At 50.9% G+C, this 16,165-nt stretch carries 15 protein-coding genes, 2 tRNA genes and 3 pseudogenes; 11 read left to right on the top strand and 9 right to left on the bottom strand.

Annotated elements, in window-relative coordinates; genetic code table 11:
- The first annotated feature begins 5 nt into the window (after window positions 1–5).
- The 3 genes from cobT to HVY19_RS12325 all read left to right on the top strand — a co-directional run bounded on the left by cobT (window position 6) and on the right by HVY19_RS12325 (window position 3,119).
- On the top strand, window positions 6–1,064 hold the full coding sequence (gene cobT, locus HVY19_RS12335; protein ID WP_181680873.1) for a nicotinate-nucleotide--dimethylbenzimidazole phosphoribosyltransferase: 1,059 nt from the start codon (window positions 6–8) through the stop codon (window positions 1,062–1,064).
- Window positions 1,065–1,199: 135 nt separating this feature from the next.
- Window positions 1,200–2,120, top strand: coding sequence for a L,D-transpeptidase (gene ldtA / locus HVY19_RS12330; RefSeq protein WP_181680872.1), 921 nt, complete (start codon window positions 1,200–1,202; stop codon window positions 2,118–2,120).
- A 111-nt stretch (window positions 2,121–2,231) separates the two neighbouring features.
- The gene (locus HVY19_RS12325; protein ID WP_181680871.1) at window positions 2,232–3,119 is read left to right on the top strand and encodes an oxidoreductase; all 888 of its coding nucleotides are present in this window, start codon (window positions 2,232–2,234) and stop codon (window positions 3,117–3,119) included.
- Between the two features lie 362 nt (window positions 3,120–3,481).
- On the opposite strand, the gene HVY19_RS12320 is transcribed toward HVY19_RS12325, so the two are convergent.
- A tRNA-Asn gene (locus HVY19_RS12320) sits at window positions 3,482–3,557 on the bottom strand.
- A 160-nt stretch (window positions 3,558–3,717) separates the two neighbouring features.
- Here HVY19_RS12320 and HVY19_RS12315 point away from each other — a divergent pair.
- From HVY19_RS12315 to HVY19_RS12300, 4 genes are all read left to right on the top strand, one after another.
- Window positions 3,718–5,205, top strand: a complete 1,488-nt coding sequence (locus HVY19_RS12315) for an EmmdR/YeeO family multidrug/toxin efflux MATE transporter (protein WP_346342133.1) — start codon at window positions 3,718–3,720, stop codon at window positions 5,203–5,205.
- A gap of 99 nt (window positions 5,206–5,304) precedes the next feature.
- Window positions 5,305–5,380 (top strand) — tRNA-Asn (locus HVY19_RS12310).
- Window positions 5,381–5,587: 207 nt separating this feature from the next.
- Window positions 5,588–6,904: a shikimate transporter gene (shiA, locus tag HVY19_RS12305; RefSeq protein WP_181680869.1), complete on the top strand. Its 1,317-nt coding sequence runs from the start codon at window positions 5,588–5,590 to the stop codon at window positions 6,902–6,904.
- Window positions 6,905–7,019: 115 nt separating this feature from the next.
- The gene (locus tag HVY19_RS12300) at window positions 7,020–8,474 is read left to right on the top strand and encodes an AMP nucleosidase (RefSeq protein ID WP_181680868.1); all 1,455 of its coding nucleotides are present in this window, start codon (window positions 7,020–7,022) and stop codon (window positions 8,472–8,474) included.
- Between the two features lie 198 nt (window positions 8,475–8,672).
- On the opposite strand, the gene HVY19_RS20800 is transcribed toward HVY19_RS12300, so the two are convergent.
- The 6 genes from HVY19_RS20800 to HVY19_RS12280 form a co-directional block, all read right to left on the bottom strand.
- Window positions 8,673–8,825 (bottom strand): hypothetical protein, encoded by a 153-nt coding sequence (locus HVY19_RS20800; RefSeq protein WP_249419078.1) that lies wholly within the window; start codon window positions 8,823–8,825, stop codon window positions 8,673–8,675.
- Complete coding sequence (locus HVY19_RS20795; protein ID WP_256435864.1) at window positions 8,822–9,100, bottom strand: aldo/keto reductase; 279 nt, start codon at window positions 9,098–9,100, stop codon at window positions 8,822–8,824. Before HVY19_RS20795 ends, HVY19_RS20800 begins: the two co-directional genes overlap by 4 nt.
- Entirely contained in the window at window positions 9,037–9,171 is a 135-nt protein-coding gene (locus HVY19_RS20860; protein ID WP_256435863.1) for a hypothetical protein, read from the bottom strand. Before HVY19_RS20860 ends, HVY19_RS20795 begins: the two co-directional genes overlap by 64 nt.
- A gap of 203 nt (window positions 9,172–9,374) precedes the next feature.
- Window positions 9,375–10,139 (bottom strand): antibiotic biosynthesis monooxygenase, encoded by a 765-nt coding sequence (locus HVY19_RS12290; protein ID WP_181680867.1) that lies wholly within the window; start codon window positions 10,137–10,139, stop codon window positions 9,375–9,377.
- 60 nt (window positions 10,140–10,199) lie between these two features.
- Entirely contained in the window at window positions 10,200–11,255 is a 1,056-nt protein-coding gene (gene dctP, locus HVY19_RS12285; protein WP_181680866.1) for a TRAP transporter substrate-binding protein DctP, read from the bottom strand.
- Window positions 11,256–11,390: 135 nt separating this feature from the next.
- Window positions 11,391–11,972: a nuclear transport factor 2 family protein gene (locus tag HVY19_RS12280; protein ID WP_181680865.1), complete on the bottom strand. Its 582-nt coding sequence runs from the start codon at window positions 11,970–11,972 to the stop codon at window positions 11,391–11,393.
- Window positions 11,973–12,083: 111 nt separating this feature from the next.
- On the opposite strand from HVY19_RS12280, the gene HVY19_RS12275 reads away from it, so the two are divergent.
- Entirely contained in the window at window positions 12,084–12,971 is an 888-nt protein-coding gene (locus tag HVY19_RS12275) for a LysR substrate-binding domain-containing protein (protein ID WP_181680864.1), read from the top strand.
- A 48-nt stretch (window positions 12,972–13,019) separates the two neighbouring features.
- Here HVY19_RS12275 and HVY19_RS20785 read toward each other — a convergent pair.
- Window positions 13,020–13,350 (bottom strand): annotated as a pseudogene (locus HVY19_RS20785) (Arm DNA-binding domain-containing protein); the annotation flags it as partial.
- 542 nt (window positions 13,351–13,892) lie between these two features.
- On the opposite strand from HVY19_RS20785, the pseudogene HVY19_RS20695 reads away from it, so the two are divergent.
- A pseudogene (locus HVY19_RS20695) lies at window positions 13,893–14,024 on the top strand (DUF6387 family protein); the annotation flags it as partial.
- On the opposite strand, the pseudogene HVY19_RS20780 reads toward HVY19_RS20695, so the two are convergent.
- Window positions 14,012–14,443: pseudogene (locus tag HVY19_RS20780) on the bottom strand (helix-turn-helix domain-containing protein); the annotation flags it as partial. The pseudogenes HVY19_RS20695 and HVY19_RS20780 sit on opposite strands and share 13 nt — an antisense overlap.
- 800 nt (window positions 14,444–15,243) lie before the next feature.
- On the opposite strand from HVY19_RS20780, the gene HVY19_RS12260 reads away from it, so the two are divergent.
- Together HVY19_RS12260 and HVY19_RS12255 are read left to right on the top strand one after the other, a co-directional pair.
- Complete coding sequence (locus HVY19_RS12260; RefSeq protein WP_086579190.1) at window positions 15,244–15,513, top strand: hypothetical protein; 270 nt, start codon at window positions 15,244–15,246, stop codon at window positions 15,511–15,513.
- Between the two features lie 130 nt (window positions 15,514–15,643).
- Window positions 15,644–16,132 (top strand): PAAR domain-containing protein, encoded by a 489-nt coding sequence (locus HVY19_RS12255; RefSeq protein WP_181680862.1) that lies wholly within the window; start codon window positions 15,644–15,646, stop codon window positions 16,130–16,132.
- The last annotated feature ends 33 nt before the right edge of the window (window positions 16,133–16,165 follow it).

Genomic DNA, 16,165 nt, shown 5'->3' with positions numbered 1-16,165 from the left:
CCCTTATGCAGACGTTAACCGCTTTACTCCGCGAAATTCCACCGCCGGACAGTGGCGCGATGGCTCGAGCTCAGCAGCATATTGATGGTCTACTTAAGCCACCGGGAAGTCTGGGGCGGCTGGAAGCGCTGGCAATACAGTTAGCGGGAATGCCCGGATTGAACGGCACACCGCAGGTTGGTAAGAAAGCGATTCTGGTAATGTGCGCCGATCATGGCGTCTGGGATGAGGGGGTTGCTATCTCGCCGAAGATTGTGACCGCAATTCAGGCCGCGAATATGACGCGCGGCACCACGGGCGTTTGCGTGCTGGCGGCGCAGGCCGCAGCGAAAGTGCATGTGATTGACGTTGGGATTGATGCCGAACCCATCCCCGGCGTTGTGAACATGCGCGTGGCTCGCGGCTGCGGGAATATTGCCACGGGACCGGCCATGAGTCGCGCACAGGCAGAAGAGCTTTTGCTTGAAGTGATTCGCTATACTCGTGAACTTGCGCAGGACGGCGTTACGCTGTTTGGCGTCGGCGAGTTAGGCATGGCGAACACCACGCCTGCGGCGGCCATTGTCAGCGTTCTCACCGGCAGCGAGCCTGATGACGTAGTGGGGATCGGCGCTAATTTACCGCTTTCGCGTGTGGGTAATAAAATCGATGTGGTGCGTCGCGCGATAGCCACTAACCAGCCAGATGCGCATGACGGTATTGATGTGCTGGCGAAAGTCGGAGGGTTCGACCTGGTAGGAATGGCAGGCGTGATGTTGGGGGCCGCATCCTGCGGCTTGCCGGTGCTGTTAGATGGTTTCCTCTCTTATTCCGCTGCGCTGGCGGCCTGCCAGATAGCGCCCGAGATTAAGCCTTATTTAATTCCTTCGCATTTATCGGCGGAGAAAGGAGCGCAGATTGCGCTGGAACATCTGAAACTGGAACCTTATCTCAATATGGGGATGCGCCTGGGTGAGGGGAGTGGGGCCGCGCTGGCGATGCCTGTTGTCGAAGCAGCCTGCGCCATGTATCACAATATGGGGCAACTGGCGGCCAGCAACATAGTGCTGCCGGAAGGCAAATAACCCGGTTTGTTGCCGGATGCCCCTGCGTATCCGACCTGTGAATCCTACGGTTTGCACTTCAGGAGTGATGTTCAAAACAAAATTATATAAAAAAGCTATAATTCGGCGACATCTGCCGCGACTGAGGAAAGGGAAATGTTGCCTCGTGTGAAAATACTGTGTTCACTTATTATGCTGCTTGCAGGCCAGAGCGCGCTGGCTGTCAGCTATCCGTTACCGCCTGAAGGGAGTCGTCTGGTTGGCGAACCGCTGACCATTACCATTCCGGATCAGAATACTCAACCGCTGGAAACCTTCGCCGCCCAGTACGGGCAAGGGTTGAGTAATATGCTTGAAGCTAACCCGGACGTGGATGTGTTTCTCCCTGTGTCGGGTTCAACGCTGGTGGTGCCGCAGCAAATTATTTTACCCGCCACCGTGAGACAGGGCATCGTCATTAACGTGGCGGAAATGCGTCTGTATTACTATCCAAAAGACAGCAATAGCGTTGAGATTTTGCCGATTGGTATTGGTGAGGCAGGGCGCGAAACGCCGCGAAATTGGGTAACTCGCGTTGAGCGCAAGCAGGAAGCGCCGAGTTGGACGCCGACAGCCAATACCCGCCGTGAATACGCCAAAAGAGGGGAAAGTTTACCGGCTTTCGTCCCGCCGGGTCCTGATAACCCGATGGGATTGTATGCAATCTATATCGGTAAGCTGTACGCTATTCATGGCACCAATGCCAACTTCGGTATTGGGCTGCGAGTAAGCCAGGGATGTATCCGTTTACGCAACGATGATATCGCGTATCTGTTCCAGAATGTTCCGGTCGGTACACGCGTACAGATCATCGATCAGCCGGTAAAAACGACCACCGAACCGGATGGCAGTCGCTGGATTGAGGTGCACGAACCGCTTTCTCGCAATCGCACAGAATACGAGTCGGATAAGAAAGTCCCTCTTCCCATCACGCCAGTTATGCGCAGCTTTATGCAGGGGGCGGGTGTGGACACGCATCGCGTAAGCGAAGCGCTCGAACGCCGCTCAGGGATGCCGGTGAAAATAACGCAGGGTTGACGCCTGTAACTCTGAAAACAGAAAGCCCGCGACATATCGGGCTTTCTAAATGCCTGGAATAGGGCACCCCAACTGTAGCGAGTCAGTAACAGAGACTAAGGAGAAAAAACGATGTTGATGAATCCTTCTGTTGCACTTATCGGTCCTGGTGCTATCGGCACCACCATCGCAGCGGCATTGCATGAAGTAGGACGGACTCCCATTCTGTGTGGTCGTACTGCATACCCTCAACTAGAGCTACGCCATGATGAAGGACGGATAATTGTCCCGGGGCCTGTTCTCATCAATTCAACAGAAATAACCCAACCCTTTGATCTGATTTTTGTTTCCGTAAAAGCGACACAGACAGAGGCGATAGCACGCTGGCTTTCGGTCTTATGTGGCAAAGATTCAGTAGTATGTGCCCTTCAAAATGGCGTCGAACAGCAACACCTGGCCTCATACACTGGCGGTGCCACAGTGCTGCCTTCTGTGGTCTGGTTTCCGGCCCAACGGGAGCCGGACGCGTCTGTGTGGTTACGGGCCAGGCCGCGCCTCACCCTGCCGGATTGTCCTGAAGCGAAACGGGTGCTCAACGCGTTAAGCGGCACCCGTTGTACCGTTGAGCTGGCGGCTGATTTCACCTCTGTCGCCTGGCGCAAATTACTCCAGAATGCGGTGGCGGGACTGATGGTACTGGCGAACCGCCGCGCCGGCATGTTTAGTCGTCCTGATATCACCCGGCTTGCACTGGCTTATTTGCAAGAATGCCTCGCCGTCGCGCGTGCAGAAGGCGCCATGTTGGATGATGATGTACCGCAGGCAATAGTGGATGGATTCCATAGCGCTCCGGCTGATTTAGGAACCTCAATCCTGGCTGACAGGCAGGCAAACCGCCCGCTTGAATGGGACATTCGAAACGGGGTGGTACAGCGATTCGGGCGAAAACATGGCATCCCAACGCCGCTCAGTGATGTCATCGTTCCACTGCTGGCAGCAGGCAGCGACGGGCCTGGCTGAGAAATATGGATTGTAAAAAGGTGACCCTGCGCTGTCATAAACCTAAGTGAGGACGTTGGTTCGTAATACGGCCTTCATCATGATTTATGCCGTCTTTTGATGTTATTTCCTTGCCCAGGAAATACGGCAGCATACAGGAGAGATTCGGCAGGTTTTTCCCCAGCGCAATGCGTGGTTCCATACTGTTTACAGGGTACTTGAGATACGAGGGATGGGAACTGTCTGGTTTGACTTGTAGATGCTGCCCGTGGGGATCGTAGACTTGATTGGGGTAATCAGAAGGCAGTGTAATAAGGTTTTTCGAGCCAACCCGTTGAATCGAAAATGATAAAGATTCGTAAGGATGCTCGAAAACAAGGATTTGGCTCCTCTGACTGGACTCGAACCAGTGACATACGGATTAACAGTCCGCCGTTCTACCGACTGAACTACAGAGGAATCGTTGTGGAGGCTTATCTTAGCGGCGAAAAATCTTTTGTCAAACCCCATTTCGGACATCTTTGTTCAGTTGCCGCTTCCCTCAACAGTTTGTTGCAATTACAGACATTTTCTACGGAAAAAACTTTGCAGCTTTTGGCTTTCTCCCTCATCATTTGAAATGAGGTTTCAACTTTCTTCTCTAAGGTCCATTTTGAACGTCTCCGCAGCCTTACGTCAGGCCGTCTCTCGCACGCCCTGGTATGCTAAACGCAAGAGTTATAAGGTGCTTTTCTGGCGTGAAATTACGCCGCTTGCCGTGCCTATTTTTCTGGAGAATACCTGTGTTTTACTGATGGGCGTACTCAGTACGTTTCTGGTCAGTTGGCTGGGGAAGGAGGCGATGGCGGGAGTCGGTCTGGCTGATAGCTTTAATATGGTGATTATGGCCTTCTTCGCCGCGATCGATCTGGGAACGACGGTGGTGGTGGCCTTTAGCCTTGGCAAGCGAGATCCCAGGCGTGCCCGGGCGGCTGCCAGACAATCTCTGGTGATTATGACGCTGTTTGCCGTGATTCTGGCAGCGGTGATTCACTATTTTGGCGCGCAGATTATTCACGTCGTGGCCGGCGAGGCGACGGAAGAAGTCAAAGCACTGGCGCTGACCTACCTCGAATTAACGGTAATAAGCTATCCTGCGGCGGCAATTGCGCTGATTGGTAGCGGCGCGCTGCGCGGGGCAGGGAATACCAAAATCCCGCTGCTGATTAATGGTGGCATGAATATCCTCAATATCATTATTAGTAGCATCCTGATTTACGGTGTATTTTCCTGGCCTGGGCTTGGGTTCGTGGGCGCTGGATTAGGACTCACTATTTCACGTTATATTGGTGCGGTGGCGATCATCTGGGTGCTGATGATCGGCTTTAATCCGGCGCTGCGTATCACGCTGAAGAGCTATTTCAAGCCGCTGAATTTCGCGATTATCTGGGAAGTCATGGGAATTGGTATTCCTGCCAGTATTGAGTCCGTGCTTTTCAACGGCGGCAAGTTGTTAACCCAGATGTTTGTGGCTGGCATGGGGACCAGTGTGATCGCCGGTAATTTTATTGCCTTCTCCATTGCTGCATTAATTAACCTGCCGGGTAATGCGTTAGGATCGGCATCCACGATCATTACGGGCAGACGACTGGGAAATGGCCAAATTGCGCAGGCGGAAATTCAACTACGACACGTATTCTGGCTTTCTACGATTGGCCTCACGGCCATTGCATGGTTAAGCGCACCGTTCGCCGGACTGATGGCCTCGTTTTATACCCGCGATCAGGAAGTGAAAGATGTCGTTGTGATCCTGATCTGGCTTAACGCGGCGTTTATGCCCATCTGGGCGGCTTCATGGGTGCTACCTTCCGGCTTTAAGGGGGCGCGTGATGCGAGGTTCGCCATGTGGGTGTCGATGCTTGGCATGTGGGGCTGCCGTGTCATCGCGGGCTATACGCTGGGCATCGTGCTTGGCTGGGGCGTGGTCGGCGTCTGGATGGGGATGTTCTTTGATTGGGCGGTACGCGCTGCGCTGTTTTACTGGCGAATGGTCAGCGGGCGATGGCTGTGGAAATACCCACGCCCATCCCATAAAAAGGTGACAAAAACACCCGTTGCGACGGAATAAGCGGCGAAACGACGAATATTTCGGCAAACAAACGCGATTGTGTATTCAGGCTTTGACAATGAGGTTGGGCATCGTTAATATTCGCCCCGTTCACACGATTCCTCTGTAGTTCAGTCGGTAGAACGGCGGACTGTTAATCCGTATGTCACTGGTTCGAGTCCAGTCAGAGGAGCCAAATTTAGAAAAGCCCGCTTTTAGCGGGCTTTTTGCTTTTTGGCCTTCGTTAAAGAATGGATTATTTTGTTCTCTTGCCAACCTGAATAAAAATCGTTTTCTCTTTTGTCCTGTCGCGGTAGTCTCATAACTGTCGCTTATGTATCGGCCGCAATGTGCGCGACCCTATTCCCATACTAATAATAAAAAATGTACAGACAGGATTACTATGGACTCCACCGCTATCACCACATCCTCAGAGGATGAAATACCCTCACTCAGTCGTGCGCGCCGCGCTGCGCTGGGGAGTTTTGCCGGTGCCGTTGTCGACTGGTACGACTTTCTGATCTACGGCATAACCGCAGCTCTGGTGTTTAACAGCGAGTTTTTCCCCCAGGTCAGCCCGGCCATGGGAACGCTCGCTGCCTTTGCCACCTTTGGCGTCGGATTTCTGTTCCGCCCGTTGGGTGGCGTCATCTTTGGTCACTTCGGCGATCGCCTCGGTCGTAAACGAATGCTCATGCTGACTGTATGGATGATGGGCATTGCCACTGCGTTAATTGGCATCCTTCCCTCATTTACGGCTATCGGCTGGTGGGCACCCGCGCTGCTTGTTCTGCTACGGGCTATTCAGGGGTTTGCCGTGGGCGGCGAATGGGGCGGCGCCACATTACTGTCGGTGGAAAGCGCGCCGGAAAACAAAAAAGCGTTTTACAGCAGTGGCGTTCAGGTGGGGTATGGCGTGGGTTTGTTGCTTTCAACCGGTCTTATTTCCCTAATCAGTTATCTCACCACCGATGAACAATTCCTGAGCTGGGGCTGGCGTATTCCGTTCCTGTTCAGCATTGTGCTAGTGCTTGGCGCGCTGTGGATAAGAAACGGCATGGAAGAATCTGCCGTATTCGAGCAACAAAAACAGCAGGCACCAGAAAAGAAAGCCCGTCTGCCGGTGATGGAAGCGCTTATTCGCCATCCGGGTGCGTTTTTAAAGATCATTGCTCTGCGTCTGTGCGAACTTCTGACCATGTATATTGTGACCGCTTTCGCCCTGAACTTTTCTACACAGAACCTGGGGCTACCCCGCGAGCTCTTTTTGAATATTGGGCTGCTGGTCGGAGGGCTGAGCTGCGTGACGATCCCCTGTTTTGCCTGGCTGGCAGATCGTTTTGGTCGTCGGCGCATCTATATTACCGGTGCGCTGATCGGCTCGTTAAGCGCCTTCCCGTTCTTTATGGCCCTGGAGTCGCAATCACTCTTCTGGATCGTATTTTTTTCGCTGATGCTTGCCAACATCGCTCATGACATGGTGGTCTGTGTACAACAACCGATGTTCACCGACATGTTTGGTGCGGGCTACCGATACAGCGGCGCAGGGGTTGGCTATCAGGTTGCCAGCGTTGTCGGTGGAGGTTTCACCCCTTTCATCGCTGCGGCGCTGGTCACCTTTTCAGGCGGCGACTGGCACAGCGTGGCCCTCTACCTTCTGGCTGGCTGTCTGATTTCGGCGACCACCGCATTGCTGATGAAAGACAAGCAATCCGACTGATTACTCTGCGAAAGCCATTCGGCTTTCGCATCTTCTCTAAAACTCTCACTTTTGTTTCACAATCTGCTGACATACTATCTCTAAAGCAGTACACCTGTAGAACAAGGAGATACAGATGAAGAGTAAGGGCTCAAGCCTGACGCCTGCACAGGCCCTGGAAAAACTTGATACGCTGTATGAGCAGTCGGTACAAGCGCTGCGCAGTGCGATTGGCAGGTATATTGAAACAGGTGAACTTCCGGACCCGGTTGCCCGTCACAACGGTCTGTTTGTGTATCCCTCACTTTCTGTCACCTGGGATGGTAGCGCGACGAATCCACCGAAAACCCGCGCCTATGGGCGTTTCACCCATGCCGGGTGCTATACCACCACCATTACCCGTCCGACGCTGTTCCGACCTTATCTTGAAGAACAATTGACGCTGCTCGCGCAGGATTATGGTGCGCATATTACGGTAGAACTGTCCCAGCATGAGATCCCTTATCCCTATGTAATTGACGGGTCGGAGTTGACGCTCGATCGCTCCATGAGCGCTGGATTAACCCGCCATTTCCCTACCACGGAACTGGCGCAGATTGGTGATGAAACTGCAGACGGGATTTATCATCCGGCAGAATTTTCCCCGCTCTCGCACTTTGACGCCCGCCGGGTCGATTTCTCTCTGGCGCGGTTACGCCATTACACCGGCACCCCGGTTGAACATTTTCAGCCGTTCGTGTTGTTTACCAACTACACCCGCTATGTTGATGAGTTTGTGCGTTGGGGATGCAGTCAGATACTCGATCCGGACAGCCCCTACATTGCCCTCTCTTGTGCTGGAGGGATCTGGATCACCGCAGAAACAGAAGCACCGGAAGAGGCTATTTCCGATCTGGCATGGAAAAAACATCAGATGCCGGCCTGGCACCTGGTTACCGCCGACGGGCAAGGCATTACGCTCATCAATATTGGTGTCGGCCCTTCCAACGCCAAAACCATTTGCGATCACCTGGCGGTATTACGCCCGGACGTCTGGCTGATGATTGGTCACTGTGGCGGTCTGCGTGAAAGCCAGGATATTGGCGATTATGTTCTCGCCCATGCTTATCTGCGTGACGACCAGGTGCTGGATGCAGTTTTGCCACCGGATATCCCAATCCCGAGTATCGCTGAAGTGCAGCGCGCGCTGTATGACGCGACAAAAATGGTCAGCGGAATGCCGGGTGAAGAGGTTAAACAGCGTCTGCGTACTGGTACAGTCGTCACCACCTCCGATCGTAACTGGGAACTGCGCTATTCCGCCTCGGCGCTACGCTTTAACCTGAGTCGAGCGGTGGCTATCGATATGGAGAGTGCCACCATTGCAGCACAAGGTTATCGCTTCCGCGTACCGTATGGCACGCTACTCTGCGTCTCGGACAAACCACTGCACGGTGAGATCAAGCTACCCGGTCAGGCCAACCGTTTTTATGAAGGGGCGATTTCAGAGCACTTGCAGATTGGTATCCATGCCATTGATCTGCTGCGTGCCGAAGGCGATAAGCTGCACTCACGTAAACTGCGTACCTTTAACGAACCGCCGTTCCGTTGAGGCAGTCCTGAAAACAGAAAAGCAAAAAGCCCGCTAAAAAGCGGGCTTTTCTAAATTTGGCTCCTCTGGCTGTAGATGAGATTTGTCCAGGGGATTAAGCTGCGACAGCTTGCTGAATCAGAATATGTAAGCACACAGAACGCTTCTCGACGGAGAGACGGTCCTCTACGCTTACTTCTTTTCTCAATGGCGTGGGATTTACCGCGCAGCCAGCTTCATTACCATTGCCGGATAACGATCGCCGATAATGGCGTCGGGCGCAAAAGCGCTATCCTGTGTCGCCAGCTCATCAGCCGTCAGCGAAATAGCCAGCGCCTGAAGGTTTTCCTCCACGCGTTCGGGGCGACTCATCCCCAGCACTGGAACGATATCCTCACTGCGCGACGCAGCAGATCAGCGCCGACTTCGGAAACGCCAAGATGGCGAACCTTGCCCTCTTTAATGAGGTCAGCAATCGCGCCGATGCTTTCTTCATAAGGCACGTTTGGATCGGCGCGACACGGTTGATAGAGGTCAATAACTTCCACGCCCAGGCGTTGCAGGGAGTAAGAGGCAAAATTCTTTATCGCCTCCGGGCGGCCATCGACGCCGAAAATGCGCCAGTCGGCGAGAACATAGCGCCGCATTTTACACTGAGAAACGCCTGATCCCTGCGCCCTTTAATTGCCTGGCCAACCAGATATTCGCCTCGCCCCATACCATAAAAATCTGCGACATCGATAAATTGATGCCCGCGTCCAGCCCCGCCTGAATTGCGGCGATGCTCTCCTGGTCGTTGTGCGGTTTTTTTATCGCCATCTGCATGACGCCAAATCCCAGCCTGGAGACACGAGGCCCGTTGTTGCCTAATGTCGTTGTCTGCATATTGTTTCCTTTTCGCGAATAAGCGGAGATATTGTGTTAATCGTAGGTCTGAATCTGATAAGCCACCGGGCGGAAAAAGCCGCGAATTAGTTTGATGCTGCTGGTCTGGTTCAGGTTGTTTTGCAACTGTCGGGAGTACGTCGGATCGTTCTGGGCATCCACAAACGCATTATAGGATTGCCACTGGCTGACGTTGATAATCGAATAACGCTCGTCCGGCAGCACCGCCCTGTAGAGCGTGGCGTTCATGGAACCAGCCTGCTGACGGGTCAACTGCGAGCGGATTTTCCAGTCGGCAATAAACGTCGTCGCGTCTTCTGGCGCCATCTCCATCAGGTTGATAAAAACAAAAGGCGATTCGGGATGGCTGAATGCGGGATCTTTTTTGACCCTGTTCAGCAGCGCTTCAGGGAGTTGGCTCTCATGACGGGCAGCTAAATTGAAATAGGCGACCGCCGGGCGGTAGAACCCGGTCAGGCTGTTGCGACCCGGATTGTCATGGGCTTTTGTCCAGGTGGTATATGATTGCCATTGCACGATTTCGATCAGCGGCCAGGGACTCCCGGGCAAAACCGACTGATACAGGGTGGCGCTGATAAAACCGGGTGCTTTCGTCAGGCTGGCTGTGCGTGAATTCCACGCGTTAACCGCGCTGTCGCTATCGCCTGGCGACACATTAATCGGGGTGATGGCGGTAACGGGTGCCTGCGGTTGTTTGATCTCAGTGGACGTTGCCGCCAGCGCGTATCTGGATGCGATAAGGAAAGTGAGCAACAGCAATCGGGGCAGTGTTTTTATCATGACCTCTCTCCTGGAATTCAGAATACTTCCTCGACCGCCTGCGCAGGGGGCTTATCCCTTTTAGTGCGTCTTCTGATGCATGGCGTTATCCATAATGGCGTTAACCTGCTTCATCACCGTTCCCGCATCGTTCACGCCTTTGGCTTCCTGTTCTTTTACCCACTTCGCCTGTGCGGCCTGGTAGTGGGTGGTGCTTTGCCACTGAGCAACTTCTTCCTGTTTCAGGATACGCACCGTGGCACCGACGTTACGCAAATCGTCTATCTGGGTGTTAAAGCTCTGGTTCATCACCGCGCCCAGGGACTTATACGCGGTTTGTGCCGCACGCAGGATCGCCGCCTGGTCCTCCGGAGATAGCTTATCCCAGGTTTTTTCGTTCATTGCCAGAATGTAAAGATGCCCCAGCCACAAATCTTTGGAGATCAGCACGTTGGACGCGAACTGATATGCTTTCAGATCGTAACCGCTGTCAACGTTCAGCATCATGCCGTCAATCGCGCCGGTTTTCAGCGCGTGATAGGTTGGCTCGCCCCAGGGCATGGTCACTGGTTTCGCGCCCGCGTTTTGCAGAAAATCGCGATGCCAGAAGCTGGCTGAACGCCATGTACCCCCCTTAATTTTTCCCAGATCTGGCATGACTTTGCTGCTGAAAAAGGCCAGCGGATAGCCGGTTTCCAGAAAAACGCTCACCACATTATTTTTCTTCAACTCTGCCGGGAAGGCTGGGATATCGGCGTAGACGCGGCGGAAAAATGCAACCTGTTGCGCATCGGTAGGGCCGACAGGAAAGCTTTTGAAAATCTGATGCAGCGGCAGCTGCTCGGCGTTGTACTCCGGCACAACGGTTGCCATATCAACTTCGCCCTTGCTGACCTTGCCTAACGCCTCGTAGCTGGTGTTAAGCTCGCCACCCCAGTGTGCGTCGATCTTCAGGCGGCCCAGCGACTCTTTTTCAATTGCCGGGAAAAATACGTCGTTAATAAAACGGGTACGCATGCCTCCCAATGGCTCATGATCGCTGTAGATAAGCGTCTGGGCCGCCGACGCGGCAGTGGGCAGCAGCGATGTGGCGAGTAAAAGGGCCGTCAGGTTTTGGCGTATATATCCAGCTTTCATGCGTGTTCTTCGCTTTGGTTAAATGGTTTTTCGGCGTTGCCGTGGGCGATCTTCTCTTTATTTCTCTGATTAAAGCAAAATATGACGTTATTCAGTGGCAAAACGATCGACTCGCGGCATCGCTCAGCTGAAGCGTCAGGCCACCAGCCAGCGCTGGCTTGCTTCCTTCATTTGCTTCTCAAGATCGCTGCCGCGGGTCGCGAAGATGCGATTAACCGGGAAGCCGCTTTTATCCAGCAGATAGGCCAGCGCTGCGTATTCACGCGGGTACTTTTTCAGCGTCTCTTGATCGATATCGACCATGCCGAGCGGAAAGGTAAAGCTGCCCATATCGTAAATACTCTGGCGGTGGAGCAGCTTCCAGACGCCGTTACGTTTTTCCGCCATGTCGTAAAAGCGGTTGTGGGTGGTGCAGCCGATATTCAGCTTCACGTTTTCAGCGATGATCATCGCGTTAGTTTCGACAATCGCTTTGGTAGCGTCGGCATTGAAGGTGACGACCGGCGTACCGATCAGGTGTTTGGTGCGCGCGTCTGATGCGCCCATGCGTATCGAGCCGTCGACAAAATCGCTGGACAGACCTTCAAACCAGGTGATCTCAATAGTGCCATCTGGGTGGAACAGCTCGCGTAGTTGCTCCCACTCGCCAAGATCGCGATGGATCCATCCCGTAAGCAGGTCGGTAATTTGTTGACGATCTTCCAGATAAGTATGCATGGCGTGTCAGCTCATAATTAAAGGGAACTTCAGTTTGATCGCGATTAAAGATAAAATCCAGTAGATGAAACTGACCAATTATTCAGTTTAAATGAATGATGAGGGCTGTATATGGAACTGCGTCACCTGCGCTATTTTCTCGCCGTCGCAGAGGAGGGGCATTTTGGTCGCGCCGCCGAGCGGTTAAATATTGTACCGCCTGCACTCAGTATGCAAATCAAAGCGCTGGAAGAGGAGCTGGGCGGTCCGCTGTTTCTGCGCACCAGCCGGAAAGTGGTGCTGACGGAAGCCGGACGGTTGTTGCAGGTGGAAGCCCAGCGCACGCTGGATCAGGCAGAAAATGCCCGGCTGGCGGTGCAGCGCTCGATACGCGGCGAAAGCGGTCGCGTGCGTGTTGGCTTTGCCGGAAACGCGGTGTTCAGCGGTAAACTGACAAAAGATATGCGGGCGTTTCGCAAAGCCTACCCTGATGTTGAGCTGGTGGCGCGTGAAGTGGCGCCGCTGTTGCTGGCAGATGCGATCCTCTCCGGGCAGCTCGATATTGGTTATATGCCGGATCACAGTCTCCTCAACGTCCAGGGACTGTTATCTGAAACGGTCGGTGTCTGGAACCGTCTGGTGGCTATCGCCGACGATCATCCGCTGGCCGATTGCCCGTATCTGACGGTGGATATGCTGGCAGATGAGCCGATCATTTTTTACGATAGTCATAGTGCGGATGAGCCGCTTTACACGGCGCTCACCCGAATACTGGGCCGCGCGCCCCAGACTGCGCATCGTACTTCCAGCACCCTAAGTGTCCTCACTCTGGCGGCCGCAGGACAAGGGCTGGCACTGGTGCCGGAGCCGTTGCTGAATATTTCTATTCCAGGGCTGGTGTACCGTCCGCTGGATGCACCGGAACTGTCGGCCAATCTGATGCTGATCAGTCGGCAGTTAGAGGATAGCGGTGCGGTACAGGCTTACCTGACCATCGCGCGTTGCCTGTTAGCGCAATAGTGGGCAATCCCTCAGTCGTGATAAATCTGTCATATTCGTGTGGGCACCGTGCCACTTCATGGCGAACTGGCGAAAGGTATGTCCGTTTTTCTTTTTCTGCCGGGCGATCTTCTTATCCGCGGTAGGGTCGGCTCCTTAACGTACTCTGGCGCGGGCGGCATCGCGTAGCTGACGTGCTTAAAAGGGGAGACGTCTGGGTAGGGGCCGAAAGCCAGCTTTTTCTCTTTTTCATTGATGCGGTACTTCATATACCAGAGCTTTGAGCCGTTGGGTTTGATCTGCAGGTACAGTGATGAACTGTCGGTAAGCTTGAAGGATTTATTGGTAGGTTTGAGCTTGGGAGAGCAGTATCGATTAATGCCATCGGTGAGGGCTTCATTTTCTCAACGAAACGTGAGGCCCCGAAAAACCATGCATGTCAGAAAACCCGGCAATCCCAGGCAGGATAACCGAATAAAGATAACTTCTTGTTTTTTTAAATGTTACAGGACTTAAAGGAAAATAATGAAACTAAAATTTGGCTCCTCTGACTGGACTCGAACTTCATCTGTACTCCTTTCTATTGACGGGATTGTGAAAACAACACAGTTATTTACCAACATATTACCATCATTATTGTTTTCTTATGATAAAAATGTCAATTAAAAACAATTGGTTGTTGTCGTAACCATCTAACTATACACATTTAATTTAACTTTTATTGTCAACATGGTGTTGTCGTTATTTTCTTTAAGGTAATTGATATAAAAAAATTAGTTATTTTTTATTAAAGAAAGCATGTTTAGTCAAGGCAAAAGCACGTACCTCTAAGATCACTTATCTGCTCTCACACCATTTTTGAAAACCCGCCTCTCTTTTCCACTTTCTCTATCATGTTGAATGGGTTAATTTTTATGAAACACAAAAGCAACCGGTAGAACAATGACTACACAAAAGGAAATGGGTGAAATCAGGACAGCGTTATCTTGGTTTGATGTACGCCGATATGATGGACTGAAAGACCTCACCCTAGAACAAATCTATGCTGAACTTGAAAGGCGGATATTTGCGTTTAGCATGGTATGCTTCCCTTCTTTGACCAGAATGCCTTTATTTATTAGCTTATTCCACATTTACACACGTTAGATTTGCTCATATTAAGTTCTTCTGCGAGTGCCGACTGAGATATACTGGCAATGAGGTTTCCATGCTGCATGAGTTTACATAAGCGGAACATTATTGTGTATTCTGCACCAGACATATTTTTTTCCGAGTTTTTCCAGATTATCAAGAAAAGCATGAACATAGGCTATTCCCGGTTGAATGTCAGAATTTCTCTCTTTTTTTACATTTACGGTTATTTTATCTTTTCTGTTTCTGTTATAAAAACTGTAAATCTCCAGTTTCTGTTTGTCTGTAAAATGATTTCTGTTTATATATTCTTCCACTTCTTCACTGCTGGAGGTCATTATTGTATTGTAATCAATGCTCATCGGTTATCCTTTTATTGTTATTATGTTTATTCTATATAATGCAGGGTATGTTTTTGTCAAAAATAAATGTGAAAAAAGGAAAAATAATACACTTTTGCGAAATGGCGTTCACTTCTTTCTGGGAGTTTTAACTATAAAAAAGTTTCCACAGAAGAAACTTTGGTTTCCGTACAGGAAACTTTTTTTGTGAAATCTCTTTTAAATATAATAGGTTATGCCTCCTTAATACTATAATATGTTTAATAACCTTAACGGGGAGTGTGCCGGTTAAATGGCACCGTCTATTTTTCTGCTTTGTTTTTACTTGATGTTATGGACAGCAAGTGATTGTTTTATACAATCACGAAGCGCTGCTGATTTTTTAGTAAATATACAATTGTTTTTCCTCTACGTTATCGCGGCTACGCCGCAATTCTTTATGGATAAATCCATCATTAACAGGGATGAACCCTGTTTCAGCAATGTGATTGTCCAAAACAATCACGAAGTGCTGCTGTGGATATTATTTTTCTGTAAACTTAAGAATAAATGCTATATGTCGAAAAAGGATCTGATCTTCGGTAAAAGGATCCTTTCCATATTGCAATTAAATAATGGAAAATGTGTTAGCCATTAAATTCCATTGGATATCAGCGTCAGGGCGTAGCCGTGCGGCAGCACATGAGCGTTAGCTCATAAGATAAATATCTTTTCAAAAGAGAGTAATAAACAGGCAGTAAACCTGTTCTGAAGGGTAAGTTAAATTGGATTTTTTTTCAACAGGAAATGGTATTTTTATATAAGATAAGGAGGAGCATACAATGAAAGCTATAAAAATAATAAACATCTTTAAAGCGAAAGAAAACATTCCCTTTATGACCTGTTTGATCACCAGCATGGAGGAAAATGAAAAAGGAATAAACCTCACGCTGGAAAATGGTGAAAACATTTGCATTAAAGATTACGGTTATTACTTCCTGTCAGAAGCCGACGGTGATTTGGACAGGGAGCAAATGGTAAACAGCTATCGAAGGTTAATTTCTGAACTCGGCCAGATGAGTGAAGAAACGATAACATCATTAATGCCCTAAGCTGAATACGTCATCATTGTTGATTTTGTCGTTGGTTTTTATAACTTCATGACAAACATCGCTTTTAAGTCAAATTGCGGATCGGTTAGTATTACATCAACTTAACCACAAACATGACAAGGAAAAGGAAATGGATCGTCAATACAACAATGAACTGACTCCGGAAGTGCTGGCAACAATGGATCAATCACCGTTTACGGCGGAACAACTGGCCGGAATGAATGATGAAACACGGGCGCTAATCTCTGACCAGCAGGAATATTGCCGCCAGCATCCTGTTAATGCCCTATACCGTATTGCTGTAGATGGCAGCCTTACCAGAGAAGGGGGAACAGTTCGTGCAGCATACAACGGAAACGAAATCGAACTTTCAGACGGCAGGAAAGTTAATATTGCTTTAGTCGGTGATGAGGTTGTTTACCCTGACGGGAGAACGGCGAAAATTGTCACTGGTGCGGGTAAAATGAGTGAGGTAAATGGTCGCGGTGTAGCGCTGGTCAACAGTCATCTGGATAACGGAGATGAGATTATCAGCACTCTGTGCAATGGCCCGATGATTGTAGGCCGTGAAGGAGAGAAGATGCCGGAGGATTTCCTGTCATCCTGTGAGGTGGCGTAATGGGTCATCGATCTGACTGTTATGGCCGAGGGA

This window comes from Citrobacter sp. RHB25-C09 (genome assembly GCF_013836145.1).
Taxonomy (GTDB): domain Bacteria; phylum Pseudomonadota; class Gammaproteobacteria; order Enterobacterales; family Enterobacteriaceae; genus Citrobacter_A.
This window is presented reverse-complemented; position numbering and strand designations above follow the sequence as displayed.